Raw genomic sequence first — 26,507 nt, forward strand, 5'->3', positions numbered from 1 at the left:
CATCCGCCGGTCCCACTAGCTTCCAGCCCTGATCGCCGAAGCATCATGCCTGACGGAGAACGGTTCATGGAGCAGCAGTCACGCCGCATCGGCGCCTATGAGGTCTCGATTCTGCACGACGGCATCTTCGAGGCCCCGCTCGACGTGTTGATCCATGCCGGCGGCCAAGCTGCTCGCACCGTCATTCCGGGGCGGCCTGAAAGGCCGAGCCCGGAACCCAGAACCGATGCTGTCCGTCATGAAACGGAAACTTTCCCGCAGTTTTCACGATCGAGGGCATCGGTTCTGGGTTCCGGGCTCATCGCTGGCGCGATGCCCGGAATGACGGTCAGAAGATAATGACGGTCAGTGGATTCCGTCTCGACCGCACCAAGCGGCCTCAGCCGCGCAGACCCGCCGCCTGCAGCAGGCGCCCGGCCGCGGCCCGCGCCTCTTCGGTGATCGAGGCGCCGGCGAGCATTCGCGCGATCTCCTCGCGCCGCGCCTGATCCTCCAGCACCGTGACCCGCGTCACGGTGCGGGAAGCCGCGTCGTCAACCGCCGATTTGGCGATCAGGAAATGCTGCCCGGCCTTGGCGGCAACCTGCGGGGCATGCGTCACCGAAATCACCTGCACGCGGCCCGCGAGCCGCGCCAGCCGCTCGCCGATCGCATCGGCGACGGCGCCGCCGACGCCCGTATCGATCTCGTCGAAGACCAGCGTCGGCGCGGAGCCGCGCTCGGCCAGCACCACCTTGAGCGCCAGCATGAAGCGCGAAAGCTCGCCGCCGGACGCCACCTTCATCATCGGCCCCGGCCGCGTACCCGGATTGGTCTCGACCCAGAACTCGACCCTGTCGAAGCCCTCCGGGCCGCGCGCGCTCTCGTCGCTTTCGATCCGGGTGATGAAGCGGGCGCGCTCCAGCTTGAGCGGCGGCAGCTCGGCCTTCACGGCCTCATCGAGCCGCGCCGCAGCCGCCTTGCGGGCCTCCGACAGCGCCTGCGCGTGTGCGAGAAAAGCGGTCTCCGCCTCGTTCAGCTCGGCCTCGAGGCGCGCGAGCGACGATTCGCTCTCGTCGAGCGCGGCGAGATCGCTCGCCATCGTGGCGGCAAGGACGGGCAGCCCATCGACCGGCACGTCGTATTTGCGGCCCGCCGCCCGCAGCGCGAAGAGCCGCTCCTCGATGCGCTCCTGCTCACGCGGATCGTACTCCGCGGCGCGCATCGCGGCAGCGAGCGTCTCGCCCGCCTCCTCGAGCGCGATGATGGCGGTGTTGAGCGAGGCGAGCGAGGGATCGATCAGTTCCGGCGCCTGCCCGGCCCGGCGCTCCAGCCGGCGCAGCACGGCCGCCAGCCCCGCGACCGGCGACGCCTGCCCTCCGACGGCTTCATGGGCATCGATCAGGTCGCGCGCGACCTTCTCCGCCTGCATCATCGATTGCCGGGTTGCGGCGAGCGCATCCTCCTCGCCCGGCTGCGGCGCGAGCTTGCCGAGTTCCTCGACGGCGTGGCGCAGGAAATCCGCTTCCTTGCGCGCCGCCTCGACCCGCATCCGCTGCGCCTGCAGGGCCTGCCGCGCGCGCTTCAGCGTCTCGCTGGCCGTGGCGACGGCCTCGGCCTGCTTCTCGAGCCCGCCGAAGCCGTCGAGGATGGTGCGGTGCTGGGCCGGGTCGGTCAGGGCGCGGTCGTCATGCTGGCCGTGGATCTCGACGATCGCCGCGCCGACCATCCGCAGGATCTGTACCGAAACCGGCTGGTCGTTGATGAAGGCGCGCGTACGGCCATCGGCATATTGCACGCGGCGCAGGATCAGATCGCCGTCGGTGTCGAGTTCCTGGGCCTGCGCCAGCTTGCGCGCGGCATGCTCGAGCGGCAGGTCGAAGACGGCGCTGACCTGTCCCTGCGCCTCGCCATGGCGCACGAGCGAACCGTCGCCGCGCCCGCCGAGCGCCAGCGCGAAACCGTCGAGCAGGATCGATTTGCCGGCGCCCGTCTCGCCCGTGAGGACGCTGAGGCCCTCACGGAAGCCGAGATCGAGCCGGTCGATCAGGACGATATCGCGGATGGAGAGCTGCGCCAGCATTGGCGCTCAGCTCGGTTTGCGGAGCCGGCAGGGTCGTCCGGGGTCCGTCATGCAAGCCCCGTCAGAGACCGCCGAACCCGAAAACACCACCGACCGTGCGCGAGAAGCCCTGGAAGGCGCGGCTGATATAGGAGCCACGATCCTCGCGCGGCTCCAGACCGCCGCTTTGCAGCAGCTTGTAGGCGTCCTTGTACCACGGGCTATCCGGGAAGTTGTGGCCGAGCACGGCCGCGGCGGTCTGGGCTTCGTTGGAGATGCCCATCGCCATATAGGCCTCGGTCAGGCGCATCAGCGCCTCCTCGACATGCCGCGTCGTCTGGTACTTGATGATGATCTCGCGGAAGCGGTTCACCGCGCCGGTGTAGTTGCGCTTCTCCAGATAGTAGCGGCCGACGTTCATCTCCTTGCCGGCGAGCTGGTCGCGCGCCACCAGGAGCTTCTCCTTGGCGTCCAGCACGTATTCCGACTTCGGATAATTCGCGATCAGCTGCTCGAAGGCCTGGATCGCCTGAGCCGTCCGCTCCTGATCACGGGTCGTGTCCGGGATCTGGTTATAATAGGACATCGCCAGGATGTACTGCGCATAGGCAGCGTCGGGGCTGGCGGGGTTCTGTGCGATGAAGCGCTTGGACGCGGTGATCGCCTCCTCCCACTTCGAAGCCTGGAAATTGGTGTAGGCCGTCATCAGCAGGCCCTTGCGGGCGTAGGGCGAGAACGGCTCCGCCTTGTCGATGCCTTCGAACTTCTTGGTCGCGCCTTCGCTGTCGCCGGTCTGCAGGCGCGCAAGGCCCTCGTTATAGAGCTTGTCGGCCGGTTCGGGCGGGGTGAGGTCCGGCTTGTAGACCTCGGGCTTGTCGAACGGGTTGAGCGAGGACAGCGTATCGCAGCCGCCGAGCAGCATGGCGGCGCCCAGCGCCAGGGCGATGCCCTTGCGTGGATAGGAGCCACGATGAATTGCCGGAAGGCTATGCCGCTTCACGCTCACGTCGTCCGTCCTCTTTCGATCGTCTCTGCCGGCGGGAAGCATGCCTTACCTCAGACGCTTCCCCCGCGCCACTGCCGAAAGCCGGTCAGGGCACGATTCCGCAGCCTTGCGGCATCTGGGACAAAAACCTGGCGAAGGAAAGGCAGAAAGCGCCGCCCTGCGACTTTTCAGTGCAGATCCGGCGCGTAGGCTGCCGGCGCGGACGCAGCCATCTGAACGGCGCGCGGCGCGGCGAAGACCGGCTGGGATTCGACGATCGCGAAATTGGCACGGTCGGCGAAGAGCGCTTCCAGGATGCGGACATTCATGCGGTGACCGCCGCAATAGGAGCGGAACTCGCCGATGATCGGATAGCCGGCGAGCGCCAGATCGCCGATCGCGTCGAGCACCTTATGGCGCACGAACTCGTCGCCGTAGCGCAGGCCCTCGGGGTTGATGACCTTGTCCTCGCCGATCGCGACGGTGTTGTCGAGCGACGCACCGAGCGCGAAGCCCGCCTTCCAGAGCTGCTCGACATCGCGCATGAAGCCGAAGGTGCGGGCCTTCGAGATCTCGCTGGCATAGGCCTTCGCGTCGAGATCGAAGATCTTGCGCTGGCGGCCGATGACGGCGGTGTCGAAATCGATCTCGACGTCGAGGCGGAAGCCCTGCTCGGCCGGCATCAGCTCGGCGAAGGCGCGGCCGTTCTCGATGCGCACCGGCTGGAGAACCTTGAGGTAGCGGCGCGCGGCGCCGAGCATGACTATGCCGGTCGCCTCGATCGCCGCGACGAACGCGGTGGCGCTGCCGTCCATGATCGGCATTTCCGGCCCGTCGATCTCGACGAGAACGTTGTCGAGGCCGAGACCGGCACAGGCCGACATCAGATGCTCGATCGTCGAAACCGAAGCCGGGCCGCGATCGCCGATCACGGTGCAGAGCTCGGTGGCGCTGACCTTGGTATGCTTGGCATGGATGAGCTGGGGCGGCATGCCCTCGATGCCCGTCCGCAGGAAGACGACGCCCGAATTGGCGCTGGAAGGCTTCAGGCAGATGCTCGCGGGCGCCCCGGAATGGACACCGATCCCGGCGAGGGTCACGGCTGCGCGCAAGGTCGTCTGCCGATCGAAGTTCATTCCGCTATCCAATCCTGGTCGCGGCAACCGGGGCCGCATCATATGCGACGGTCGGCGGCGACATATCCAAATTCGGCATCAAGCGACCCAGATGGGCTAATCCTCTTGATGCGGCTGCAACATAAGTCTTTGCCGCAGCCTCTCAAAATCACTCTTTCTTTCGCTGTGTTACAGCGGGAAAGCTTTGGCCCCGATCAATAACACGCTGAAAGATAACGATTTTCTAACACGCAAAAATCCCGCCGCGGCTGGCCGCGACGGGATCGGTTACAACGCCGTGAAAGGCGCGGTCTTTCAGTTCGCCTGGCGACGCAGGAAAGCGGGAATCTCCAGGTGATCTTCCTCGCTGCTGCGGGTCGGTGCGAGTCGGCCATGCGGGTCGAGCTGGCCCTGCGCAGGACGCGAGACCGGCTGCTGTGCCGGACGGCGCATATACTCGGCATGAGCAGCGCTCGGCGCAGCCGCCTGCGGCATCGGGGCCTGCGGAGCCTGGCGGACCGGAGCCGGGGCCGGCGCATGCTCGGCCTCATCCTCCTTGCGGCCGAAGCCGACCGAGGCGAGGCGCTGCATCAGCGACATGCGCTTCTGCTCGATGGCGTTCGGCGGCACCGGCGCGGGCTGGGCGCCGCGCTGGGCGTTGAGCTGGGCCTGGCCGGGGGCCGGAAGATCCTCGACACGCGGCATGCGGGTCGGGCGGACCACCGCGCGCTCCGGCATCGGCGGGATGAAGCTGTCGTCGAAATGCAGGCTAGGCTCGGCATGGGCGATCGGCTCGGGAGCCGGGGCGGCCATGACGGGGCGCGGCTGGACCGGCTCGATCCGGATGTCCTGCGCCATCGGCGCCGGGGCGGGCTCCGTCATCGGGGCCATGCGGGCGGTCTCGATGACCGGCACATGCGCGGCCTGGGCGACCGGGCGGGTCGCGGCTGCTGCGGTGCTGCGCAGGCGCGCTTCCTGCTTCAGACGCTCGGCGACCTGGGCGATGCGGGCCTCGGTGTCGTCGACCTCGGCCTGCGTCGAGATCGGCTTGTCGATGCCGGTGGCGACGACGGAGACGCGGACCGTGCCCTCGAGCGATTCGTCGAAGGTCGCGCCGACGATGATGTTGGCCTCGGAATCGACCTCCTCGCGGATGCGGGTGGCAGCCTCGTCGACCTCATAGAGCTTCATGTCGCGCCCGCCTGTGATCGAGATCAGCAGGCCGCGCGCGCCCTTCATCGAGACGTCGTCGAGCAGCGGGTTGTTGATCGCGGCCTGGGCCGCGGTCAGCGCGCGCTTCTCGCCCTGCGCCTCGCCGGTGCCCATCATCGCCTTGCCCATGCCGCGCATCACGGCGCGCACGTCGGCGAAGTCGAGGTTGATGAGGCCGGGGCGGACCATCAGGTCGGTGATGCAGGCGACGCCCGAATAGAGCACCTGGTCGGCCATGCCGAAGGCATCGGCGAAGCCGGTGGTCTCGTTGGCGACGCGGAACAGGTTCTGGTTGGGGATGACGATCAGCGTGTCGACGGCTTCGTTGAGCTCGCCGATGCCGGCCTCCGCCATGCGCATGCGGCGCTGGCCCTCGAACTGGAACGGCTTGGTGACGACGCCGACGGTCAGGATGCCCATGTCACGGGCGACACGGGCGATGGCCGGGGCCGCACCGGTGCCGGTGCCGCCGCCCATGCCGGCGGTGATGAACACCATATGGGCGCCCGCCAGATGGTCACGGATCTCGTCGATGACCTCCTCGGCCGCCGCGCGCCCGACTTCCGGCTGCGAGCCGGCGCCGAGACCTTCGGTGACCTGAAGACCCATCTGGACGATGCGCGAGGCGCGCGAAAGGGCGAGAGCCTGGGCGTCGGTGTTGGCGACGACAAAGTCGACGCCATCGAGGCCCGCCTCGATCATGTTGTTGACCGCATTGCCACCGGCGCCACCGACGCCGAAGACGGTGATCCGGGGCTTCAGTTCCCGGATGTCCGGGGCTTGCAGATTCATCGCCATGGTTGCCTCTTTTGATCCGTTTGTCCGGCGCCTGGCGGGAGCCGTCCCGATTGCTACGTTTGACGCCGTGGCTCGCCCTTTCGAACGCGCCGGTACTCACTCAAATTCCGGATATGCGCGCGAAAGGCTGGTCTCCGCCCTTTCGCGCCATGATCTAGAAACTGTCCTTCAGCCACTGCCCGACACGCGAGAAGTAGCCGTCCGTCCCGGTTGCGAAATAGCGCGCACCGGCGGCGCGCGGTTCGAAGTGCTCGACATGGGCGACCTGCGGATAGACCAGCAGGCCGACCGCCGCCGAAAAGGCCGGGCCCTTGCCCGCTTCCGGCAACCCTTTGATCCCGAGGGGGCGTCCGGTGCGGACCTGCCCCCCCAGCACACGCCGCGCCACTTCCGGCAGGCCGGTGAGCTGGCAGGCGCCGCCGGTCAGCACGACGCGCCGCCCGGCCTGGGCCGAGAAGCCGGCATTGGTCAGCCGGTCGCGCACCAGCTCGAGGATTTCCTCGACGCGGGGCTTGATGATCCGCACCAGATGCGACTTCGCCAGATGGTTCGGCATGTCGCGCTCGTCGTCGTCGACCTGCGGCACCGCGATCATGTCGCGCTCGTCGGAGGCGCTGGAGATGCAGGAGCCGTGCAGCGTCTTCAGCCGCTCGGCCGCCGAGACGCGGGTGGAAAGGCCGCGCGCCACGTCCATGGTGATGTGGTTGCCGCCGACCGCGATCGCGTCGGCATGGACCATGTGCCCGCCGGAGAAGACGCCGAGGCTGGTGGTGCCGCCGCCGAGATCGACGACGACCACGCCCATCTCGGCCTCGTCGTCGACGAGAACCGAAAGGCCGGAGGCGTAGGGCGTCGCCACCACGGCCTCGACCTCGAGATGGCAGCGCTCGACCGCCAGCATGACGTTGCGCGCCGCTGCCGCCTCGCTGGCGACGACATGCATGTCGACGGAGAGCTTGCCGCCGATCAGCCCGCGCGGATCGAGCACGCCCGGCACGCCGTCCAGCGCGTAACCGGTCGGCAGCGCATGGAGCACGGCCTTGCCCGGCCGGATCGCATGGGTCGCGGCGGTGGCGAGCACGCGCTTGACGTCGCCGTCGCCGACCGAGCCGGAGCGCAGGTCGACGCTCGCCGCATAATGCTGGGAGCCGATGCGCCCGCCGGTCAGGTTCACGATGACCGACTGCACCTCGACCTTGGCCATGCGCTCGGCCGCGTCGACCGCGGCACGAATCGCACGCTCGGCGCTTTCGAGATCGATGATCGCCCCGCCCTTCAGGCCGAGCGAACGCTGGTGGCCGATGCCGATGATGCGGGCGACATGGGTGCGTCCGCGCAGCCGCTCATTGGCCTCGGCCGGGTTGAGCTCGGCGATCAGGCAGACGACCTTGCTGGTGCCGATGTCAAGAATCGACAAGGTCGCGCTCTTGCGCGACGACAGCGGACGCATGCGCGGGGTCAGACCCTGGGAGGTGACGTGGTTCATGCCTCGCCTCCCTTCTTCTTGCCCTTGCTCTTGAGCAGGTCGGCCCGGGCGGCGGCGGCCTCCTCGGAGAGGCGCATCACCACGCGGTCGGGCTGGCGCAGATCGATGGCCAGCACATCCTTGTCGAGGATGCGGTAGTCGCTCTCCATCGAGACGAGGCGCTGGACGGCGGCTTCCGGCTTGGTCTCGGGCAGGCGCACATCCATTCCGTTGTCGAGCTTGAGGTTCCAGCGGCGGCCGGAGATCAGCGTCGCCGCGCGGATATGCTGGGCGAAGGGCCCCGCCTGGTTGCGCAGCGCGAGATACTCGCCCGCCCGGTTGTTGGCGTCCTTGCCGACGACCAGCGGCAGATAGGCGAAACGGCCGTCATCCATCTTGTCGATCACCGTCCCGTCGGCCGCGATCACGAAAAGCTCCCCTTTGACCTGCCACAACGCGAAGGGCTCGCGCTCGGTGAGCGCGATCGAGACCTCGCCCGGATAGAGCTTGCGCACCGTCGCCTCGCGAATCAGCGGCGTGGCTTCGAGCTGCTTGCGAGCCTCGTCGGCGTCGAAGAACACCAGCGACGTCTTCGAATCGATGCCGGCCGCGACCAGCACCTCCTGCTCCGAGAGCCCCGAGAGGCCCGAGATGGTGACGCGGTCGATGCCGAAGCCGAGTGCGCGAGCCAGCATGTGGCGCGGCTCGCCGTAATTGTCCTGCATGGTCTGCCAGTGGCCGCCCATCACGAAGCCGGTGCCCAGGCTCAGGGTGAGGAAGCCGATCGCGAGCCAGGTGCCGAGGCTGCTCGGCAGGCGCTGCGCCAGCGGCACGGCGATGGCGCTGCGGCGCGAGCGGCGCAGCCACTTGCCCTGCCGCTCGCCGACGAGCAGCTGCGGGCCGGCATGCTGGACCGGCAGGCGCGAGACAGGTCTCGCCACCGGCGCGCGTCTTGCCACTGAAACGGGTTTCGCCGTCATCGCATTCACCGATCGAGGGAGGCGTCCTCCACCATCCATTTGACGAGCTCACCGAAGTTCAGGCCCGCGTGGGCAGCCAGTTCGGGCACCAGGCTGGTCTCGGTCATTCCGGGTTGCGTATTGACCTCCAGCCAGACGAGCGTGTCGGTCTCGTCGTGGTATCGGAAGTCAGATCTGCTGACGCCCCGGCATCCGATTGCTTGATGCGCCGTTAACGCACACTCTTCGATCTGCTGGTAAATTTTCGGTAAAATTTGAGCCGGACAGATGTGGATCGAGCCACCTTTCGCGTACTTCGCGTCGTAGTCGTAAAACTCACCGGTTGCGGCTTGTATTTCCGTCACACCGAGGCTGCGCTCGCCCATCACCGCGCAGGTCAGCTCGCGGCCGGCGATAAAGGTTTCGGCCAGCAGCATTTCGCCACAGGGCCAGTCCGGCCGGGCGATTTCCTGCGGCGGATGCTCCCGGCCCTGCTTCACGATCACCACGCCGACAGAGGAACCCTCGTCGATCGGCTTGAGCACATAGGGCGGCGGCAGCACATGCTGCTTCGCTGCGGCGAAGCGAGAGACGTTGACGCCATGGGCGACGGGCACGCCGGCCGCCTTCACCACCGTCTTCGTCCGGTCCTTGCGAATCGCGAGCGCCGAGGCCAGCACGCCGGAATGGGTATAGGGAATCCGCAGGATCTCGAGCACGCCCTGGATCGTGCCGTCCTCGCCGAAGCGCCCATGCAGCGCGTTGAAGGCGACGTCGGGCTTCAGCCGCGCGAGAACCTCGGCGATGTCCCGCTGCACGTCGACGCGCGTGACGCGGTAGCCGACGCTCTCCAGCGCTCGCGCGCAGGCCGCGCCGCTATTGAGGCTGACCTCCCGCTCGACGGACCATCCGCCCATCAGCACTGCGACGTGTTTGCTCATGCCGGTCCCCGCTCGATGCGATGGCCGAACCTCTGCCCGCAATGGTTAACAGCGCGTTAACCATGACGAACCGGGCGTTAACGAGGGACGACGGCCCGACGCTCCGGCCTTGAGAAGGCCATTACGGCTAGGCCTGAAGGCCTCTGTGTATTCACGAAAATCCGGGTCATCCCGGCCGGAGCGAAACGCAGAGCCGGGATCCATGCCTGAAGCTTGATCGGCAAAGCTCCGGCATGGATTCCGGGTCAAGCCCGGGATGACCGCGTGATTCCATAGAGAATCAGCAGCCGCTAGCCGATCTTGGCGAGAAGCCGTCGCAGTTGCGCCCGCTCCTCCGGCGAAAGGGCGCCGACCAGCCGCTCCTCCGTCGCGACATGCGAGACGACGATTCGGTCGGCGAGCGCGAAGCCCGCCTCCGTCAGCACGATGCGCAACGCCCGGCGGTCGGCCGGATCGGCCTGCCGCTCGATCAGCCCGCGTTTCTGCAGGCGGTCCAGCCGATTCGTCATCGCTGAGGTCGAGATCATCATGTCCTGCGCGAGTTCGGACGGTGAGAGCGCCCGCCCCTTGCCCTGCCGCCGCAGAGTCAGCAGCACGTCGAAACCGGCGAGATCGAGCTCGTCGGCCACGAGATTGGCGGAAACGCCGTCGCGCACCCGGTCGGCCGCGCGCCAGAGATCGCCGCAGACCGCCATAACGCTGGTGTCGAGGTCGGGACGCTCCCGCCGCCACTGCGTCAGGATCGAATCCATTGCCCCGCCCTGACCACCGGGCCGCTCCTCGCTCATCCCCGCTCCTTGCCAAGTAATTTCATATCAGATAATTTGATATCGAATTATCTTACATCAAATCAAACTAGCATCGGCGCTGTCGGGAGCCAAGCTCCACGCGCATCGGAGGCCGCCATGCCGAGCCTGAACAGAACGCTGCTGACCACGATCCTCGTGCCCTGCCTCTGGGGTTCCACCTACATCGTCTTCACCCAGACGCTGCCCGTGGATCACCCGCTGCTGGTCGGAGCTCTCCGCGCCTTGCCGGCCGGCCTTCTGCTGATGGCGCTTGGGCCGGGACTGCCGCCGCGCGACAAGCTCCTGCCGCTCGCGGCACTCGGGCTCGCCAATATCGGGCTGTTCTTCGCGCTGCTCTTCGTCAGTGCCGCGCGCCTCCGGGCGGGCTTGCCGCCACGGTCGGCTCGATCCAGCCGCTGATCGTCGGACTGCTGGCCTGGCCGCTGCTCGGCCGGCGCCCCGGCCGGGGCCAGATCGTCGCCGCGCTCGCTGGCCTCGTCGGCGTGGCCCTGCTGGTGCTCGATCCGCATGCCCGGCCCGATGCCGTCGGCCTGATCGCCGGCCTCGCCAGCGCCGCCTCGATGGCGACCGGCACCGTGCTGATCGAACGCTGGGGCAAGATGGGCTCGCCGCTCGCTCTGGCGGCCTGGCAACTCACGCTGGGCGGGCTGATCCTGCTGCCGGTGGCGCTGCTGGTGGAAGGGCCGCCGCCGATGCCGACCGCCCTGAACGGCCTCGGCCTGGGCTATCTCGTCCTGATCGGCACCGCCCTCGCCTACTGGCTCTGGGTCCGGGGCATCACCACGCTCGGCGCCAGCGTCGCCTTTCTCGGGCTGCTCAGCCCAACGGTCGCGACCATCCTCGGCGCCGTCCTGCTCGGCCAATGGCTTGGCGGGCTCCAGCTCCTCGGCATCGCGATCATCCTGAGTTCGACGATCGCCGGCATGCTACTCTCGCGCCGGGCCGCCGCGATGGCGACGATTACGCCGCAACCCCGAGCCGCTTGATCTCCCAGTGCAGCTCGAAGCCGGAGTTGTCCTTGACCCGGCGGCGCACTTCTTCGCCCAGCCCCTCGACATCGGCCGCCGTCGCGCCGCCGGTGTTGATCAGGAAGTTGCAGTGCATCTCCGAGACCTGCGCCCCGCCGACGCGCAGGCCACGGCAGCCGGCAGCATCGATCAGCTTCCAGGCCTTGCCGCCATCGGGATTCTTGAAGGTCGAGCCTCCCGTGCGCTCCTTGATCGGCTGGGCCGCCTCGCGCGCCTGCGTCACCCGGTCCATCTCGGCCTGGATCGCCGCCTTGTCGCCCGGCCGCCCCTGGAAGAGCGCCGAGGTGAAGATGATCTCGCGGGTCGCCTCAGCGCTGTTGCGATAGGTGAAGCCCATCTGCGCGTGGCTCAGCGTTACGATCTCGCCCTTGCGGGTGACGCCACGCGCCTCGACCAGCACATCGGTCGTCTCGCCGCCATGGGCACCGGCGTTCATGCGCAGCGCCCCGCCGATCGAGCCGGGGATGCCGCGATAGAAGGCAAGCCCATCGAGCGAGGCATCGACCGCCGCCCGCGCCACCTTGACGTCCGGCACTGCCGTGCCGGCCCGCAGCCGATCGCCGGACTCGATCGCGATCTCGCCGAAGCCCTTGCCGCCGAGCCGGACCACGACGCCGGGAATGCCGCCGTCGCGCACGATCAGGTTGGAGCCGAGCCCGACCACGGTGACCGGAATGTCCTCCGGCAGCTTCGAGAGCAGATAGGCCAGGTCCTCGTCATCGGCCGGCGTGAACAGGATCTGCGCGGCACCGCCGACGCGGAACCACGTCAGACCGGAAAGGTCCTGGTTCGCAAGGAGCCGCCCCCGCAGATCGGGAGCCGAGGCGCGGATGTCGGAGGTGAGGTCTGCAAAGGGCATGGCGTCGCTTTAGAGCATGATGATCCGGGACGGAACAGGTCGTCATGCTCGGGCTTGACCCGAGCATCTCTTGCCGAAGGAGTTTCCGTTGCCTTTTCCTACCTGAGATTCTCGGGTCTACGCTTCGCTGCGCCCGAGAATGACGGCGGAGAGTGCGGCGCACATTCACGCCAGTGCCTTGAGTTCCCCCGGCAGCGCATAGGCCCATTGCGTGATGTTGCCGGCGCCGAGGCAGACGACGTAGTCGCCCGGCCCCGCCAGCTCCGCCACGATGCCGGCGAGCTTCTCGGGCCCTTCCAGCGGCAGCGTGTGGCGATGGCCGCGCGCCTTGATGCCCGCCACCAGCGAATCGCGGTCGGCGCCCGGGATCGGCGCCTCGCCGGCCGCATAGGTGTCGGCCACGATCACCGTGTCGGCGTCGTTGAAGCAGGCCGCGAAATCGTCGAACAGGCTGGAGAGCCGGGTGTAGCGATGCGGCTGCACGATGGCGATGACCTTGCCCTTGGTCGAGGCGCGCGCGGCCTTGAGCACGGCGGCGATCTCCACGGGGTGATGGCCGTAATCGTCGAAGATCAGCGCGCCGTTCCACTCGCCGGTCTTGGTGAAGCGGCGCTTGACGCCGCCGAAGCCGGCCAGCGCCTCGCGGATAACAGGCACGGGAATGCCGAGATCGTAGGCGACTGCGATAGCGGCCGTGGCGTTGAGCGCGTTGTGATGGCCGGGCATCGGCATGACGAGATCGCGGATCACCTCGTCGCGGCCCGATTTGCGGTCGCGGATAAGAAGCGTGAACTTTGCCTGCCCGCCCGAGAGATCGATGTCGATCAGGCGGAAATCGGCCTGCGGGTTCTCGCCATAGGTGACGACGCGGCGGTCCTCGATCTGGCCGACCAGACCCTGCACCGTCGGGTGGTCGATGCACATCACCGCGAAGCCGTAGAAGGGCAGGTTCTCGACGAAGGACCGGAACGCGGCCTTGATCGCGTCGAAGGTGCCGAAATGGTCGAGATGCTCCGGATCGATATTGGTGACGATCGCGACGTCGGCCGGCAGCTTCAGGAAGGTGCCGTCCGATTCGTCGGCCTCGACCACCATCCAGTCGCTCTCGCCCATGCGGGCATTGGTGCCGTAGGCGTTGATGATGCCGCCGTTGATGACGGTCGGGTCCAGCCCTCCCTTCTCCAGCAGCGTCGCGACCAGCGAGGTCGTGGTCGTCTTGCCATGGGTGCCGGCGATGGCGACGCAGCTCTTCAGGCGCATCAGCTCGGCCAGCATCTCCGCCCGGCGCACCACGGGCAGGCGCAGCTCGCGCGCGGCGGCAAGCTCGGGATTGTCGCGCTTGATCGCGGTCGAGACCACGACGACCTCGGCCTCGCCGAGGTTTTCCGCCTTGTGGCCGACGAAGGTGGTGATGCCCTTTTCCGCAAGGCGCTTGACGTTGGCGCCGTCGGAGGCGTCCGAGCCCTGCACCTTGTAGCCGAGATTGTGCAGCACCTCGGCGATGCCGGACATGCCGATGCCGCCGATGCCGACGAAATGGATGGAGCCGAGCTTCGGCGGCAGCTTCATGGTCCGTGAATCCTGTCAGTTCGAAGAATGGGCCGTGGCGATCACGAGATCGGCCAGGCGGTCGGCAGCGTCGGGGATGCCGGCGCTCTTCGCGTTTGCGGCCATCGTCGTCAAGTGCGCCGGCTGCGCGATGAGCTGCGAGAGCTCGGCGGCGAGGTGCCGCGGCGTGAAGTCCGGCTGCATCATGCGGATGGCGCCACCGGCATCCTGAAGGAACCCGGCATTGGCGGCCTGGTCCTGATCGAGCGAGCCCGGCAGCGGCACGAGGATGGCCGGCCTGCCGATCACGGTGAGCTCCGCCACTGTCGAGGCACCCGAGCGTGCGATGACCAGCTGCGCCGCCGCCATCTGCGCCGGCAGGTCCTTGAAGAAGGGCGCGATCGTCGCCTTCACGCCGAGCTTCTCGTAGATGCCGCGCACTCGTTCGTCATCCTCTGCCCGCGCCTGCTGGACGATCGCCAGCCGCGCTCGCTCCGCATCGGTCAGGAGCTGGATCGCCGGCGGCACGATGTCCGCCATGATGCGTGCGCCCTGGCTGCCGCCGAAGACCAGAAGCTGGATCCTGCCCTCGCCCGGCCAGTCATAGTCACGTCCGGCAGCCTCGATCACGGCCGGGCGGACGGGGTTGCCGACATGGCGGCATTTCGCCTGCTGGGCCTCGGTGAGACCACCCACCTTGGCGAAGCCCGTCGCGATCACGTCGGCACGGCCGGCGAGGAAGCGGTTGGCGCGGCCGATCACGGCGTTCTGCTCATGGATGAGGGTGCGGACCCCGGCAAGCGAGGCGCCGAGCACCGGCGGCACGGTCGGGTAGCCGCCGAAGCCGACGACGACGGCGGGCTTGACCTGCGCGATGATCCGACGCGCCGCGAAGGTGCCCTTGGCGATGCGGAACAGCGCCGCGGCCTTCTGGAAGGGCGAGCGGCCGGACGGTGTCGCCGCCGGCACGGCATGCACCGCTTCGGCCGGGAAGGTGCCGGCGAACTCGGCGGCGCGCGTATCGGTCATCAGCACGACGCGCATGCCCTTGGCATGGAGCGCGTGGCTCAGCGCCTCGGCCGGGAAAAGATGGCCGCCGGTCCCGCCGGCGGCCAGCATGACGAGCTTGCCCGCTGCCATCGTTCAACGTCCGTAGGAGCCGAAATCGACCGAGCGCGGCCTGCGCCGGGTCAGCGCCAGCAGGAAGCCGGTGCCGATCGCGAGCGAGAGCAGCGACGAGCCGCCATAGGAGATGAACGGTAGCGTCATGCCCTTGGCCGGCATCATGTGCAGGTTGACCATCATGTTGATTGCCGCCTGGATGCCGAAGAGCAAAGCGAGCCCCGTCACGGCGAGGCGGATGAACGGGTCCTCCGCCTTCTGCGCCACGAAGAGCGACCGGATCACGATGGCCGCGAACAGCGCGACGAGCAGCATGCAGACGAGGATGCCGAATTCCTCGGCCGTGACGGCGAAGATGAAGTCGGTATGCGCGTCCGGCAGGATGCGCTTGACCGTGCCCTCGCCCGGTCCCTTCCCCAGCCAGCCGCCCTGCGCGAAGCTCTCCAGCGCCGTGTCGACCTGGAAGGTGTCGCCCGAGCCCTTGTCCATGAAGCGCTCGATGCGGGCGCGGACGTGCGGCACCAGCTCATAGGCGACGAGGATGCCGGTGGCGCCGATGCCGCCGAGCCCGATCACCCAGAACCAATGCAGGCCGGCGACGAAGAACAGCCCGCACCAGACGAGGCTGACCAGCATGGTCTGGCCGAAATCGGGTTGCAGCACGAGTGGCACGATCGTGACCGGCAGCAGCAGCAGGGCCATGATCGTGCCCGGCAGGTCCGGCCGGCGCGTGCCCTCGGCGAAGGCCCAGGCGGCCAGCACGACAAAGGCCGGCTTCAGGAATTCGGAAGGCTGGACCGAGCCTAGCGGGCCGAGCGTCAGCCAGCGCTTGGCGCCCTTCACCTCGACGCCGAAATAGAGCGTCGCCACCACCATCGCGAGCGAGACGACATAGATCAGCAGCGCCGCGCGACGCACCTGGCGTGGCGTCATCAGCGAGACGCCGAGGAAGATCGCCAGCGCGACCGCGAGATAGGCCGCCTGCCGGTTGACGAAATGGAAGGTCGAGAGCCCGAGCCGCTCGGCCACCGGCGGCCCGCCGGCCATCAGCAGCACCACGCCCGAGACCATCAGCGCGACGAGCGCGGTCAGGATCAGGCGATCGATCGACCACCACCAGCGGCCACTGAGAGAAGGTTCCGCGCGCGAGACCATGACGGCATCCCATCGACAAATTCTGCGCGGCCGAAGCCACGCCTTGCGTGACGAATCACTCTGTCAATGAATGGTTAACCGATTGATTCCGATGCCGCGGTTTGCCGGACTTGCACACGGCGAACGACCGGCTTGCCGGACGGCACTCCGAAGCCCGCTGTTTTAGGACGGAGCCACACCGTCATTCCGGGGCGGGCCGAAGGCCTGAGCCCGGAACCCAGAACCGATATCGCTCGTCGGGAAGGCGCTCAAGTTGGCCAGCTCTTTCGTCGCATGCGTCGGCTCTGGGTTCCGGACTCTTCGCTTGAAGCCCCGGAATGACCGCTTGGTTGCATGCAGAGCCGGGAAGCCTATCCCGTCGTCACCGCGGCCGCGAAGACGCGGGCGATGCCGGCTAGCCGCTCGGCATAGGCCTGGGCACCCGGCGGCTCGCCCGTCTTGGCGCCGGCAGCGGCGAACATCAGCCCAGCGATCCAGTCCTCGATGGTGATGGAGCCACGGTTCAGGGCGATCTCGCCCTGGGCTTCCGCTTCCCGAAGCAGCTGGCGCGCGAAGCTGGCGAAGATCTGCTCGAACGCCTGCAACTCCCGCGTCGCGATGGCGTTCATCACCGCCTTCAGCTCGACGAGATGCTCGCCGGTGCCGAAGCTCGCATAGGCCTGCCCGTGATGAGCCTGGAGCAGCGCGGCGAGGCGTTCCGGGAACGGCCCCCTCCTCTCGATCACCTCACGGCAACGTGCCTCGACGCGGCGCGCCAGCAAGTCCAGCATCGCCCGGAAGACGTCGTCCTTGCCCTTGAAGTGGAGGTAGAGCGTCGCCTTGGCGAGACCTGCCTCTTTGGCGATGTCGTCCATCGAGCTGCGCTTGTAGCCATAGCGGGCGAACAGCCGCAGCGCCGCATCGGCGATCTGGTCGACGCGGGCATTCGCCTCGTCGACAGGGAGAGGGCTGGAACTTTCGCTTTCGTCCGGCATTTGCAGCGTCGGTAGTCTTGACAAAATCCAAACTGCGCGCGACCATCCTAATTAGACTCAAAACGTCTAATTAGTCCAGTCGCGCGACCCAGGGCTACGGATTCATCGCCCGCCATCTGATATGTCAGATCGGGCCATCGAGGGCGAGCCCTCGATCCGCACCATGGTGCCGCGCTGCGTCTTGCCAGCATCGGAGGCAGCCATGGTCTCTCTCAAGGTCAACGGGACGACGCATAGCGTCGACATCGACGACGAAACGCCCCTGCTTTGGGCGATCCGCGACAATCTCGGCCTCACCGGCACCAAATTCGGCTGCGGCGTCGCCCAATGCGGCGCCTGCACCGTCTTCATCGACGGGCAGCCGCTGCGCTCATGCGTGACGCCGGTCTCGGCGGTCGGCACCAGCGAGATCACGACCATCGAAGGTCTCGCCGGCAAGGAGGCCGATGCCGTCCAGGCCGCCTGGACCGCACGCGACGTGCCGCAATGCGGCTACTGCCAGTCCGGCCAGGTGATGAGCGCCATCGCCCTGCTCAAGGAAAACCGCAAGCCGAGCGATCGCGACATCGACCTCGCGATGAACGGCAATATCTGCCGCTGCGCCACTTACGTCCGCATCCGCGCCGCAATCCATGACGCCGCCCGCGCGCTGGAGATCTGAGCCATGGCCGCGCATGATCCCAAGCTCTCCCGCCGCGCGCTGCTGTCGGGCGCTGGCGCCCTCGTCATTGGCCTGCACCTGCCGCGTGGCGCCAAGGCCCAATCCGGAGCCGGCGCGGCCTACCGGCCGGGCGGCAACGCCACCTTCGCGCCCAATGCCTTCATTCGCGTCGCGCCCGACTCGACCGTGACCGTGCTCGTCAAGCACATCGAGTTCGGCCAGGGGCCGTTCACCGGCCTCGCCACTCTCGCCGCCGAGGAGATGGACGCGGCCTGGAGCCAGATGCGGGCCGAGCATTCCCCGGCCGACGTCAAGCTCTACGCCAATCTCCTCTTCGGCGTGCAGGGCACCGGCGGCTCGACTGCCATCGCCAACAGCTGGGAGCAGATGCGCAAGGCGGGCGCCGCGGCGCGTTCCATGCTCGTTCAGGCAGCAGCCGATGCCTGGAAGGTCCCGGCTGGCGAGATCACCGTCTCCGACGGCGTCATCGCCCATGCCTCCGGCAAGAAGGGCTCTTTCGGCGAGTTCGCGGAAGCCGCCGCGAAGCTGCCCGTGCCGGAGAACCCGCCGCTGAAGCCGGCCTCGGCCTACAAGCTGATCGGCAAGGAAGGCGCGGTGAAGCGCCTCGACAGCGCCGACAAGGCGCGGGGCAAAGCGCAGTTCACCATCGACATCCACGCACCCGGCATGCTGACGGTCGTCGTGGCCCGCTCGCCGCGCTTCGGCGGCAAGGTCGCGAGCTTCGACGCCTCGGAGGCGCTCAAGATCAAGGGCGTGGTCGACGTCAAGCAGATCGGCTCGGGCGTCGCGGTCTATGCCGACGGCATGTGGCCGGCGCTGAAGGGCCGCGAGGTCCTCCAGGTCACCTGGGACGACAGTGCGGCCGAGAAGCGCGGCAGCGCCGAGCTGATCGCTGAATACCGCAAGCTCGCTCGGCAACCCGGCACCATCGCCGGCAGCCACGGCGATGCCGAGGCAGCGCTCGCCAAGGCCGACCGCGTGATCGAGGCCGAGTTCGTCTTCCCCTATCTGGCGCATGCGCCGATGGAGCCGCTCGACGGCTATCTCGAATGGGACGGCGAGCGGGCGCTCGCCCGCTTCGGCAGCCAGTTCCAGACCACCGAACACCAGACCATCGCGACCATCCTCGGCCTTCCGCCCGAGAAGGTGAGCCTCGAGACCATGCTCGCCGGCGGCAGCTTCGGCCGGCGCGCGCAGGTCAGCCAGCATCTCGCCGCCGAGCTCGCCATGGTGGCCAAGGCGATCGGCCCGAACCGCCCGGTCAAAATCGTCTGGACCCGCGAGGACGACCTCACAGGCGGCTACTACCGGCCGCTCTTCGTGCATCGTCTCAGAGGGGCGGTGAAGGACGGCAAGGTCATGGCCTGGGCGAACACGCTGGTCGGCCAGTCCTTCTTCCTGGGCACGCCCTTCGAGGCGATGACCGTCAAGAACGGCATCGACGCGACCTCCGTCGAGGGCGCCAACGAGATCTTCTACGAGGTGCCGGACTTCCACTGCGAGGTGCACAATCCCAAGGTCGGCGTGCCCACGCTGTGGTGGCGCTCGGTCGGCCACACCCATACCGGCTATGCCGTCGAATGCTTCATCGACGAGTTGCTGCAGGCGGCGGGGCAGGACCCGCTGCAGGGCCGGCTCGCCCTGATGGGCGACAGGCATCCGCGCGCTGCCGGCGTCCTGAAGGCGGTCGGCGAGCTGGCGAACTGGAAGGGCGCAGGCCCGTTCGATGGCCGCGCGCGCGGCATCGCCGTGGTCGAGAGCTTCGATTCCTTCGTCGCCCAGGTCGCCGAGGTCTCGATCGGCCCTGAGGGCGAGCCGAAGGTGCACAAGGTCTGGTGCGCAGTGGATTGCGGCGTCGCCGTCAACCCCGACATCATCCGCGCCCAGATGGAAGGCGGCATTGGCTTCGGCCTCGGCCATGCGCTCTACGGCGAGATAACGCTCGACCAGGGCCGGCCGGTGCAGACCAACTTCCACGAATACCGCTCCCTGCGCATCCACGAGATGCCCGAGGTCGAGGTGAAGATCATCGCCTCCACCGAGAAACCGAGCGGGGTCGGCGAGCCCGGCGTGCCGCCGATCGGCCCTGCGGTCGCCAATGCGCTCGCCGCGCTCGGCCATGGCCGGCCGCGCCAGTTGCCGATGCAGGGAGGAACCGTCTGATGAGCAGGAATCTCATCCTCGCTGCCGCCGCCGCGCTTGCGGTCTGCGTCACCGGCAGCGCGCTGACGCTGGCGCAGAACGCCGGGCAGGCTCAACCCGGCGGCGCGACCTTGAGGCCGGCATCGAGCTTCTCGTCCATCGCCAATCAGCGCGACCGCTCGGTCGCGGTCTTCAACGAGATGGGCAAGGTGCTCACGCATCCGCGTTGCATGAACTGCCATCCGGCGACGGAGCGGCCGCGCCAGGGCGATCTGCGCAAGCTGCACGAGCCCCTCGTCGTGCGCGGCAAGGACGGGCACGGCGCGGCCGGCCTGCATTGCGCGACCTGCCACGGCAAGGAGAACTTCGATCCCGCCCGCATCCCCGGCAACGAGCATTGGGCGCTGGCACCGGCCTCCATGGCCTGGGAAGGCAAGAGCCTCGCCCAGATCTGCGAGCAGTTGAAGGACCAGAACCGCAACGGCAGCCGCGACCTCGCTGCCCTGGTCAAGCACGTCACCACCGACAGCCTCGTGCTCTGGGGCTGGAAGCCCGGCAAGGGCCGCGAACCGGCTCCGGGCACCCCGGCCGAGTTCGGCGCGCTGATGCAGGCCTGGGCCGACAGCGGCTCCGCCTGCCCGGCGTCCTGACGCCGATCAGCCCAGCCGGATTTGAACGTCCGTGCCGTCGTCCCGGACGCAGCGAAGCGGAGATCCGGGATCCATGCCTGAACAGTTCCGGCATGGATCCCGGGTCAAGCCCGGGATGAGCACGCTTTTCCGGCTCACATCAGCAGGCTCTACGGAGCGGTAGATTTTCCGGGTGCCCCGAAGGGCTCGAAACCCGGCAGCGCTGCGACAAGCTTGCGGAACGTGTCGCCGCGCACCTCGAAATTCGGGAACTGGTCGAAGGAGGCGCAGGCCGGCGAGAGCAGCACCGCGATCTCGCCCTCGCCCGGCTTGGCGAGCGCATCGCGCGTCGCGTCAGCCACCCCCTGGTCGAGAGTGACGCTGCGCTCATAGGTGACACGCCCATCCTCGTCGAAGGTCGCGGCGAAGAGATCGCTCGCGGCCCCGATCAGATAGGCCCTGGCGATATTCGGGAAATAGCGGCGCAGGGACTCGATGCCGCCATCCTTGGCCTTGCCGCCGAGGATCCAGAAGATGTCGCGGAAGGAGGTCAGCGCCTTTTCCGTGGAATCCGCATTGGTCGCCTTGGAGTCGTTGATGAAGACGACGCGGCCGATCCGGCCGAGCTCCTCCATGCGATGCGCGAGACCCGGATAGCTCTTGAAGCCGGCCTCGATCTCCTCGGCGCTCAAGCCTACTGCCGAGCAGGCGGCGAAGGCCGCCGCCGCGTTCTGTGCGTTGTGCGAACCGCGCAAGGAACCGATGCCGGCGAGATTGGCGACGACCTTGGGCTTGCCGTCCTTGACCTCGACGATGCGGGTATCGAGCCGGCCGTGATTGGCGGTGACGCCGGCGAAGACGCCTTCGTCGAGCGGCTGCTCGCCGCTGATCTTGACGAGCGGGCGGCCTCCGGCGGCGCGGCGCCGCGCCATCTGCTTCGAGGCCTCATCGTCGACGCCGACGACGGCGATATCGGCGGCAGCAACCAGCCGCTCCTTGATTGCCGCGTAGTTCTCCAGCGAGCCGTGCCGGTCGAGATGATCTGGCGTCAGGTTCATCTGAATGCCGACCGTGGGCTTAAGCGATGGCGCGAGGTCGATCTGGTAGCTTGAGCATTCAATGACATGGACGCGCCCGGCCGCGGGCGGCTCCAGCGCCAGCACCGCAGTGCCGATATTGCCGCCCATCTGCACGTCGCGCCCGGCCTGCTTCAGCACATGCGCGATCAGCGCCGTCGTCGTCGACTTGCCGTTGGTGCCGGTGATGCAGACGGTCGGAGAGCCCGGCGCGATCCTGGCCCGCTCCAGAAAGAACAATTCGACATCGCCGATGATCGCGGCGCCCACAGCCTTCGCCTTCGCCACGGTCCAGTGCGGCTCCGGATGCGTCAGCGGCACGCCCGGCGAGAGCACGAAGGCGGCAAAGCCCGACCAGTCGGCGCTGGCGAGATCGACGACGGCGATGCCCTCGGCCGCCGCCTTGTCGCGGCTCGTCTCGTTGTCGTCCCAGGCCGCGACATCCGCGCCGCCGGCCTTGAGCGCGCGCGCCGTGGCGAGCCCCGAGCCGCCGAGGCCGAACAGGGCGACCTTGCGCCCGGCGAAGACCGTAACCGGTGTCATCGAGTACCTCCGTCATTCCGGGGCAAGCGCGGAGCGCTTGAGCCCGGAACCCAGAACCGATGCGGTGTTTCGAAAAGACAGCGGAACACGATCGCCCTCTCGATCAAGAACATCGGGTCTGGGTTCCGGGCTCGGGCCTGCGGCGCGCCCCGGAATGACGCGGTGGTACCGGTAGCCACAGACATCGCTCAGCGCAGCTTGAGCGTGGAGAGGCCGACCAGCGCCAGCACCACCGAGATGATCCAGAAGCGGATCACGACCTGCGGCTCGGTCCAGCCCAGTTTCTCGAAATGGTGATGGATCGGCGCCATCAGGAAGACGCGCTTGCCGGTGCGCTTGAACACGGCGACCTGGATGATGACCGAGAGCGCTTCTACCACGAACAGGCCGCCGACGATCGCCAGCACGATCTCGTGCTTGGTCGCGACCGCGATGGTGCCGAGCAGGCCGCCAAGGCCAAGCGAGCCGGTGTCGCCCATGAAGATCTGGGCCGGCGGCGCGTTGAACCAGAGGAAGCCGAGGCCGGCGCCGATCACCGCGCCGCAGATCACCGCGAGCTCGCCCGAGCCCGGCACATGGTTGATCTGCAGGTAGTTGGCGAAGATCGCGTTGCCGACGAGATAGGAGATGAAGCCGAAGGTGCCTGCCGCGATCATCACCGGCACGATGGCGAGGCCGTCGAGCCCGTCGGTCAGGTTCACTGAATTGCCGGCGCCGACCACGACGAAGGCCGTCACCAGCGGGAACAGGATGCCGAGCGGGATGATCGCGTCCTTGAGGAACGGCATGGCAAAGCCCGACGAGATCGCCGGCGGCTGCGTCTGCATCACGAGGTAGCAGGCGATCAGCGCGACCACGACTTCGATGGCGATGCGCGCCTTGCCCGAGAAGCCCTTATGCGACTGCTTGGTCACCTTGAGATAGTCGTCATAGAAGCCGATCGCGCCGTAGCAGAACGTCACGCCGAGCACGATCCAGACATAGGGGTTGCGCAGATTGCCCCAGAGCAGCGTCGCGGCGAAGAGCCCGCCCAGGATCATCAGCCCGCCCATGGTCGGCGTGCCGCGCTTGGCGAGGTGCGATTCGGGGCCGTCGGTGCGGATCGGCTGCCCCTTGCCCTGCTTGATCCTGAGCCAGGAGATCGCCGCCGGGCCGAAGAAGAAGACGAAGAGCAGCGCCGTCGCTGTAGCCCCACCAGCCCGGAAGGTGATGTAGCGGAAGACGTTCAGGATCGGGAAGGTGCCGGAGAAGTCGGCGAGCCAGACGAGCATGCTGATTGATTCTCTTATATCACGATGATTTTGGATCGTTTCGATCCCAAATCACAAAACGTGATCGATTCCAAAAGATGAGAGTGGGATTGGTGCGAAAAACCAGCTTCCACTTTCTCGCATCCCGCTCTCAGGGTCAGTCTTCGGCAGGCATGGCGGGGAAGCGCGCGAGGATCGCCTTGACGATCGGCCCCATGCGCGAGCCGAGCGAACCCTTGACCGTGACGACATCGCCGGCGCGGATCGCATCGAGCACGAGCGGCTCCAGTTCGCTCGCCCCGGGGGCATAAGCCCCCCGCATGGCGGAAGGCAAGCTCTCATAGAGCCCTTTCATCAGCGGGCCACAGGCGAAGACCTGGTCGATCGTGTTAGCCACGAGAGGCTCGGCGAGACCGCGATGGAGGTCGCCGCCGCTCGGTCCGAGCTCCAGCATGTCGCCGAGCACGGCGATGCGCCGGCCGCGCCCTTCCACCGGCAAGCGACCGAGATTCTCGATCGCGGCGCGCATCGAGGCGGGGTTGCCGTTGTAGCTCTCGTCGAGCAGCGTGATCGCGCCGCCCCGCGCCTGCAGGATCTGCCGCGCCCCGCGCCCGGCCGGCGGCCTGAGGTCGCCGAGCGCGAGCGCGGCCAGCGCGAGATCGGCACCGAGCGCATGGACGACGGCGAGCACGCCGAGCGAGTTCAGCACGATATGCTTGCCCGGGCTGCCGAGGCGATAGGTGACGGGCTCGCCGAAGACGCGGGCCTCGACCACGGACAGGTCCGGCTTGAGCGCGCAGGAGATCAGCCGGACATCGGCATCCGGGCTTTCGCCGAAGGTGATGATCCGCCCGGCCGGCCCGGACTTGGCGATATCGCGCAGCAGCTCCGATTGCGGGATGTCGGCGTTGACGATGGCCGTGCCGCCTTTTTCAAGTTCCCAGAAGACGCCGGCCTTCTCCTCGGCGATCCCCTCCAGCGAAGCGAAGGCGGCGAGATGCACCGGCTGGATCGTGGTGATGATCGCGACCTGCGGGCGCACCATCCGCGCCAGCGGGACGATCTCGCCGGGGCTGTTCATCCCGATCTCGTAGACGCCATAGGCGATATCGGCAGGCGTGCGGCAGAGCGTGAGAGGCACGCCCCAATGGTTGTTGTAGGAGGCGACCGGCGCATGGGTCTTGCCCTGCCGCGAGAGCACGAGGCGCAGCGCCTCCTTGGTGCCGGTCTTGCCGACCGAGCCAGTGACGGCGACGATGCCGGCCTTGAGTTCGGCCCGGCGCGCGGTGCCGGCCTGCTCCATCGCCTTCAGCACGTCGGGCACGATGGCGAGCGCGCCGGCCCCGGCGAACTCCGCCGCGTGCTCCTCGTCGATGACGGCGAGCGCCGCGCCCTTGTCGAGCGCGCCCTTGACGAAGTCATGCCCGTCGCGGGCCTCACCCTTGATGGCGAAGAAGACATCGCCCGGCACGAGCGTCCGGGTGTCGATCGAGGCGCCGGTCACGACAGGCGGCACGGCGCCTTCGGGTCGCGCGCCCAGCGCCGCGATCAGCTTCTCACCGGTCCAGAGCGGGGCGCTCATCACTTGATCTCCGATAGCGCTTTCCGGACCACGTCGTGATCGGAGAAGGGCAGCGTGCGGTCGCCTATGATCTGGCCGCTTTCATGGCCTTTTCCCGCCACGACCAGCAAATCCCCAGGCTTGAGCATCTTCACGGCGGCGCGGATCGCCTCCTCGCGGTCGCCGATCTCGGAAAGCTCTGGCGAGGCGGCCATGATCTCGGCCCGGATGGTCGCCGGGTCCTCGCTGCGCGGATTGTCGTCGGTGACGATGGCGATATCGGCTTTTTCCGCCGCGATCGCGCCCATCAGCGGCCGCTTGCCCTTGTCGCGGTCGCCGCCGCAGCCGAAGACGCAGATCAGCCGCCCGGTCGCATAGGGGCGCAGGGTCGTGAGCACGGCTGCGAGCGCATCGGGCTTGTGGGCATAATCGACCACGACGAGCCCGCCATTCGCCTCGCCGACGCGTTCGAGCCGCCCGGCGACCCCGGTGAGCCCGGCCATCACCTGCAGCGCCGCCGCCTTGTCCGCACCGGTCGCGATGGCAAGCCCGGCGGCGACCAGCGCATTGCCGGCCATGAAATCGCCGACCAGCGGCAGGGCGACGGAGAGTTTCTGCCCGTCGAAGCCGACCGTCAGGCGCTGCGAGAAGCCCTCGCGCTCATTGGCGAGCAGTGTCAGCGTCTCACCCTTGCGGCCGATGCCGAGCACCGGATGCCCCGCTGCCTCGGCGGCCTGCGCCGCCTCTTCCGCATAGGGCTCGTCGCGGTTGATCACGACCGGCGCGCCGGCCGGCAGCAGCGTCCAGAGCCGCAGCTTGGCGGCGAGGTAATCCTCGACGCTGGGGTGATAATCGAGATGGTCGCGCCCGAGATTGAGGAAGGCGCCCGCCTTCAGCCTGACGCCGTCGAGCCGGCGCTGGTCGAGGCCGTGCGAGGACGCCTCCATGGCGAGATGCGTGATGCCCTCGCCCGCCAGCTTGTCGAGCGAGGCGTGCAGCGAGAGCGGATCGGGCGTCGTCAGAGAGCCGTAATCGGCGCCCTTGCGCGTCACCACGCCGATGGTGCCGACGCTCGCCGCCTCATGGCCGAGCGCCTGGAAGATCTGCCGCGTGAAGTCCGCGACCGAGGATTTGCCGCTGGTGCCGGTCACCGCCACGATCGTTTCCGGCTGGCGCGGATGGACCTTGGCAGCGGCCAGAGCCAGCGCGAGCCGGGGGTCGTCGACCTGCGCGAAGGCGACGCCGGCCGGCAGGTCCGCCGGGCGCGGTCCGCCCGAGACGATCGCGACGGCGCCATGCCCCACCGCATCCATGATGAAGCGCGCGCCGTCCGCCTTCGCGCCGGCGAGCGCGACGAAGACGTCGTCCCCCGTCACCTTGCGGCTGTCGAAGGCGACGCCATGCACCTGCTGGCTGGCAGCCTCGGCCTCGAAGGTCTCGGGGAAGAGGTCTCCGAGGCTGTATCCGGATATCGAGCTCATGCGACCTCCGTCATTCCGGGGCTTCGCGCAAGCGAAGAGCCCGGAACCCAGAACCGATACCCTGGTATGTCGAAGCGCACCGGCTGATCCTGATCGTCCTGTGTTTCTGGGTTCCGGGCTCAGGCCTGCGGC

23 protein-coding genes are annotated in these 26,507 nt (G+C 67.9%); 6 read left to right on the forward strand and 17 right to left on the reverse strand.

Translation table 11 applies throughout. The annotated features are described in order from the left end of the window. Window positions 1-66: 66 nt before the first annotated feature. Entirely contained in the window at window positions 67-339 is a 273-nt protein-coding gene (locus tag NWE53_RS10010; RefSeq protein WP_265054159.1) for a hypothetical protein, read from the forward strand. Window positions 340-379: 40 nt separating this feature from the next. Here the strand turns inward: NWE53_RS10010 and recN are convergent, their stop codons facing one another. The 8 genes from recN to NWE53_RS10050 all read right to left on the reverse strand — a co-directional run bounded on the left by recN (window position 380) and on the right by NWE53_RS10050 (window position 10,304). After that, window positions 380-2,062, reverse strand: coding sequence for a DNA repair protein RecN (gene recN, locus NWE53_RS10015; RefSeq protein WP_265054160.1), 1,683 nt, complete (start codon window positions 2,060-2,062; stop codon window positions 380-382). A gap of 61 nt (window positions 2,063-2,123) precedes the next feature. Beyond that, window positions 2,124-3,047, reverse strand: a complete 924-nt coding sequence (locus NWE53_RS10020) for an outer membrane protein assembly factor BamD (protein ID WP_442865001.1) — start codon at window positions 3,045-3,047, stop codon at window positions 2,124-2,126. 167 nt (window positions 3,048-3,214) lie between these two features. After that, on the reverse strand, window positions 3,215-4,162 hold the full coding sequence (lpxC, locus tag NWE53_RS10025; RefSeq protein ID WP_265054161.1) for a UDP-3-O-acyl-N-acetylglucosamine deacetylase: 948 nt from the start codon (window positions 4,160-4,162) through the stop codon (window positions 3,215-3,217). A gap of 294 nt (window positions 4,163-4,456) precedes the next feature. Then, window positions 4,457-6,151 (reverse strand): cell division protein FtsZ, encoded by a 1,695-nt coding sequence (ftsZ, locus tag NWE53_RS10030; protein WP_265054162.1) that lies wholly within the window; start codon window positions 6,149-6,151, stop codon window positions 4,457-4,459. Window positions 6,152-6,305: 154 nt separating this feature from the next. Further along, entirely contained in the window at window positions 6,306-7,637 is a 1,332-nt protein-coding gene (gene ftsA / locus NWE53_RS10035) for a cell division protein FtsA (RefSeq protein WP_265054163.1), read from the reverse strand. Beyond that, complete coding sequence (locus NWE53_RS10040; protein ID WP_265054164.1) at window positions 7,634-8,596, reverse strand: cell division protein FtsQ/DivIB; 963 nt, start codon at window positions 8,594-8,596, stop codon at window positions 7,634-7,636. The genes ftsA and NWE53_RS10040 overlap by 4 nt, the downstream gene beginning before the upstream one ends. Before the next feature lie 5 nt (window positions 8,597-8,601). Then, on the reverse strand, window positions 8,602-9,516 hold the full coding sequence (locus NWE53_RS10045; protein ID WP_265054165.1) for a D-alanine--D-alanine ligase: 915 nt from the start codon (window positions 9,514-9,516) through the stop codon (window positions 8,602-8,604). Window positions 9,517-9,806: 290 nt separating this feature from the next. Then, window positions 9,807-10,304, reverse strand: a complete 498-nt coding sequence (locus tag NWE53_RS10050; RefSeq protein WP_265054166.1) for a MarR family winged helix-turn-helix transcriptional regulator — start codon at window positions 10,302-10,304, stop codon at window positions 9,807-9,809. A gap of 117 nt (window positions 10,305-10,421) precedes the next feature. Here NWE53_RS10050 and NWE53_RS10055 point away from each other — a divergent pair, with 117 nt between their 5' ends. Further along, the gene (locus NWE53_RS10055) at window positions 10,422-10,724 is read left to right on the forward strand and encodes an EamA family transporter (RefSeq protein WP_265054167.1); all 303 of its coding nucleotides are present in this window, start codon (window positions 10,422-10,424) and stop codon (window positions 10,722-10,724) included. Window positions 10,725-10,807: 83 nt separating this feature from the next. Next, a complete protein-coding gene (locus NWE53_RS10060; RefSeq protein ID WP_265054168.1) occupies window positions 10,808-11,311 on the forward strand; it encodes a DMT family transporter in 504 nt (167 codons plus the stop codon). On the opposite strand, the gene murB is transcribed toward NWE53_RS10060, so the two are convergent. The 5 genes from murB to NWE53_RS10085 form a co-directional block, all read right to left on the reverse strand. Further along, on the reverse strand, window positions 11,286-12,212 hold the full coding sequence (gene murB, locus NWE53_RS10065) for a UDP-N-acetylmuramate dehydrogenase (RefSeq protein WP_265054169.1): 927 nt from the start codon (window positions 12,210-12,212) through the stop codon (window positions 11,286-11,288). The two genes, NWE53_RS10060 and murB, sit on opposite strands and share 26 nt — an antisense overlap. A gap of 165 nt (window positions 12,213-12,377) precedes the next feature. Beyond that, the gene (murC, locus tag NWE53_RS10070) at window positions 12,378-13,781 is read right to left on the reverse strand and encodes a UDP-N-acetylmuramate--L-alanine ligase (RefSeq protein WP_265054170.1); all 1,404 of its coding nucleotides are present in this window, start codon (window positions 13,779-13,781) and stop codon (window positions 12,378-12,380) included. Window positions 13,782-13,796: 15 nt separating this feature from the next. Continuing rightward, entirely contained in the window at window positions 13,797-14,900 is a 1,104-nt protein-coding gene (gene murG, locus NWE53_RS10075; RefSeq protein WP_265054171.1) for an undecaprenyldiphospho-muramoylpentapeptide beta-N-acetylglucosaminyltransferase, read from the reverse strand. A 3-nt stretch (window positions 14,901-14,903) separates the two neighbouring features. Continuing rightward, window positions 14,904-16,037: an FtsW/RodA/SpoVE family cell cycle protein gene (locus NWE53_RS10080; protein WP_265054172.1), complete on the reverse strand. Its 1,134-nt coding sequence runs from the start codon at window positions 16,035-16,037 to the stop codon at window positions 14,904-14,906. A 350-nt stretch (window positions 16,038-16,387) separates the two neighbouring features. After that, window positions 16,388-17,011 carry a TetR/AcrR family transcriptional regulator gene (locus NWE53_RS10085; RefSeq protein WP_265054173.1) on the reverse strand — a complete coding sequence of 208 codons (624 nt, stop codon included), beginning with the start codon at window positions 17,009-17,011 and terminating at the stop codon, window positions 16,388-16,390. 202 nt (window positions 17,012-17,213) lie between these two features. Here NWE53_RS10085 and NWE53_RS10090 point away from each other — a divergent pair, with 202 nt between their 5' ends. The 3 genes from NWE53_RS10090 to NWE53_RS10100 are packed head-to-tail and all read left to right on the forward strand — an operon-like array spanning window position 17,214 to window position 20,485. Continuing rightward, entirely contained in the window at window positions 17,214-17,672 is a 459-nt protein-coding gene (locus tag NWE53_RS10090) for a (2Fe-2S)-binding protein (protein WP_265054174.1), read from the forward strand. Between the two features lie 3 nt (window positions 17,673-17,675). Next, a complete protein-coding gene (locus NWE53_RS10095; protein ID WP_265054175.1) occupies window positions 17,676-19,856 on the forward strand; it encodes a xanthine dehydrogenase family protein molybdopterin-binding subunit in 2,181 nt (726 codons plus the stop codon). Next, entirely contained in the window at window positions 19,856-20,485 is a 630-nt protein-coding gene (locus NWE53_RS10100; RefSeq protein WP_265054176.1) for an Isoquinoline 1-oxidoreductase subunit, read from the forward strand. Before NWE53_RS10095 ends, NWE53_RS10100 begins: the two co-directional genes overlap by 1 nt. A gap of 149 nt (window positions 20,486-20,634) precedes the next feature. Here NWE53_RS10100 and murD read toward each other — a convergent pair whose 3' ends face one another. The 4 genes from murD to NWE53_RS10120 all read right to left on the reverse strand — a co-directional run bounded on the left by murD (window position 20,635) and on the right by NWE53_RS10120 (window position 26,375). After that, window positions 20,635-22,083, reverse strand: a complete 1,449-nt coding sequence (murD, locus tag NWE53_RS10105; protein ID WP_265054177.1) for a UDP-N-acetylmuramoyl-L-alanine--D-glutamate ligase — start codon at window positions 22,081-22,083, stop codon at window positions 20,635-20,637. A 188-nt stretch (window positions 22,084-22,271) separates the two neighbouring features. Further along, window positions 22,272-23,354, reverse strand: coding sequence for a phospho-N-acetylmuramoyl-pentapeptide-transferase (gene mraY / locus NWE53_RS10110; protein WP_265054178.1), 1,083 nt, complete (start codon window positions 23,352-23,354; stop codon window positions 22,272-22,274). Between the two features lie 136 nt (window positions 23,355-23,490). Beyond that, window positions 23,491-24,915, reverse strand: a complete 1,425-nt coding sequence (locus tag NWE53_RS10115) for a UDP-N-acetylmuramoylalanyl-D-glutamyl-2,6-diaminopimelate--D-alanyl-D-alanine ligase (protein ID WP_265054179.1) — start codon at window positions 24,913-24,915, stop codon at window positions 23,491-23,493. Beyond that, on the reverse strand, window positions 24,915-26,375 hold the full coding sequence (locus NWE53_RS10120) for a UDP-N-acetylmuramoyl-L-alanyl-D-glutamate--2,6-diaminopimelate ligase (protein ID WP_265054180.1): 1,461 nt from the start codon (window positions 26,373-26,375) through the stop codon (window positions 24,915-24,917). Before NWE53_RS10120 ends, NWE53_RS10115 begins: the two co-directional genes overlap by 1 nt. Window positions 26,376-26,507: the final 132 nt, after the last annotated feature.

Origin of the sequence: Bosea sp. NBC_00550, assembly GCF_026020075.1 — a bacterium.
In the GTDB taxonomy this organism is placed as follows: domain Bacteria; phylum Pseudomonadota; class Alphaproteobacteria; order Rhizobiales; family Beijerinckiaceae; genus Allobosea.

Bases quoted from the DNA above. Each gene is read 5' to 3' on its own strand.
- NWE53_RS10010 (WP_265054159.1), top strand. From the start codon at position 67: ATGGAGCAGCAGTCACGCCGCATCGGCGCCTATGAGGTCTCGATTCTG.
- recN (WP_265054160.1), bottom strand. From the start codon at position 2,062: ATGCTGGCGCAGCTCTCCATCCGCGATATCGTCCTGATCGACCGGCTC.
- lpxC (WP_265054161.1), bottom strand. From the start codon at position 4,162: ATGAACTTCGATCGGCAGACGACCTTGCGCGCAGCCGTGACCCTCGCC.
- ftsZ (WP_265054162.1), bottom strand. From the start codon at position 6,151: ATGGCGATGAATCTGCAAGCCCCGGACATCCGGGAACTGAAGCCCCGG.
- ftsA (WP_265054163.1), bottom strand. From the start codon at position 7,637: ATGAACCACGTCACCTCCCAGGGTCTGACCCCGCGCATGCGTCCGCTG.
- NWE53_RS10040 (WP_265054164.1), bottom strand. From the start codon at position 8,596: ATGACGGCGAAACCCGTTTCAGTGGCAAGACGCGCGCCGGTGGCGAGA.
- NWE53_RS10045 (WP_265054165.1), bottom strand. From the start codon at position 9,516: ATGAGCAAACACGTCGCAGTGCTGATGGGCGGATGGTCCGTCGAGCGG.
- NWE53_RS10050 (WP_265054166.1), bottom strand. From the start codon at position 10,304: ATGAGCGAGGAGCGGCCCGGTGGTCAGGGCGGGGCAATGGATTCGATC.
- NWE53_RS10055 (WP_265054167.1), top strand. From the start codon at position 10,422: ATGCCGAGCCTGAACAGAACGCTGCTGACCACGATCCTCGTGCCCTGC.
- murB (WP_265054169.1), bottom strand. From the start codon at position 12,212: ATGCCCTTTGCAGACCTCACCTCCGACATCCGCGCCTCGGCTCCCGAT.
- murC (WP_265054170.1), bottom strand. From the start codon at position 13,781: ATGAAGCTGCCGCCGAAGCTCGGCTCCATCCATTTCGTCGGCATCGGC.
- murG (WP_265054171.1), bottom strand. From the start codon at position 14,900: ATGGCAGCGGGCAAGCTCGTCATGCTGGCCGCCGGCGGGACCGGCGGC.
- NWE53_RS10080 (WP_265054172.1), bottom strand. From the start codon at position 16,037: ATGGTCTCGCGCGCGGAACCTTCTCTCAGTGGCCGCTGGTGGTGGTCG.
- NWE53_RS10085 (WP_265054173.1), bottom strand. From the start codon at position 17,011: ATGCCGGACGAAAGCGAAAGTTCCAGCCCTCTCCCTGTCGACGAGGCG.
- NWE53_RS10090 (WP_265054174.1), top strand. From the start codon at position 17,214: ATGGTCTCTCTCAAGGTCAACGGGACGACGCATAGCGTCGACATCGAC.
- NWE53_RS10095 (WP_265054175.1), top strand. From the start codon at position 17,676: ATGGCCGCGCATGATCCCAAGCTCTCCCGCCGCGCGCTGCTGTCGGGC.
- NWE53_RS10100 (WP_265054176.1), top strand. From the start codon at position 19,856: ATGAGCAGGAATCTCATCCTCGCTGCCGCCGCCGCGCTTGCGGTCTGC.
- murD (WP_265054177.1), bottom strand. From the start codon at position 22,083: ATGACACCGGTTACGGTCTTCGCCGGGCGCAAGGTCGCCCTGTTCGGC.
- mraY (WP_265054178.1), bottom strand. From the start codon at position 23,354: ATGCTCGTCTGGCTCGCCGACTTCTCCGGCACCTTCCCGATCCTGAAC.
- NWE53_RS10115 (WP_265054179.1), bottom strand. From the start codon at position 24,915: ATGAGCGCCCCGCTCTGGACCGGTGAGAAGCTGATCGCGGCGCTGGGC.
- NWE53_RS10120 (WP_265054180.1), bottom strand. From the start codon at position 26,375: ATGAGCTCGATATCCGGATACAGCCTCGGAGACCTCTTCCCCGAGACC.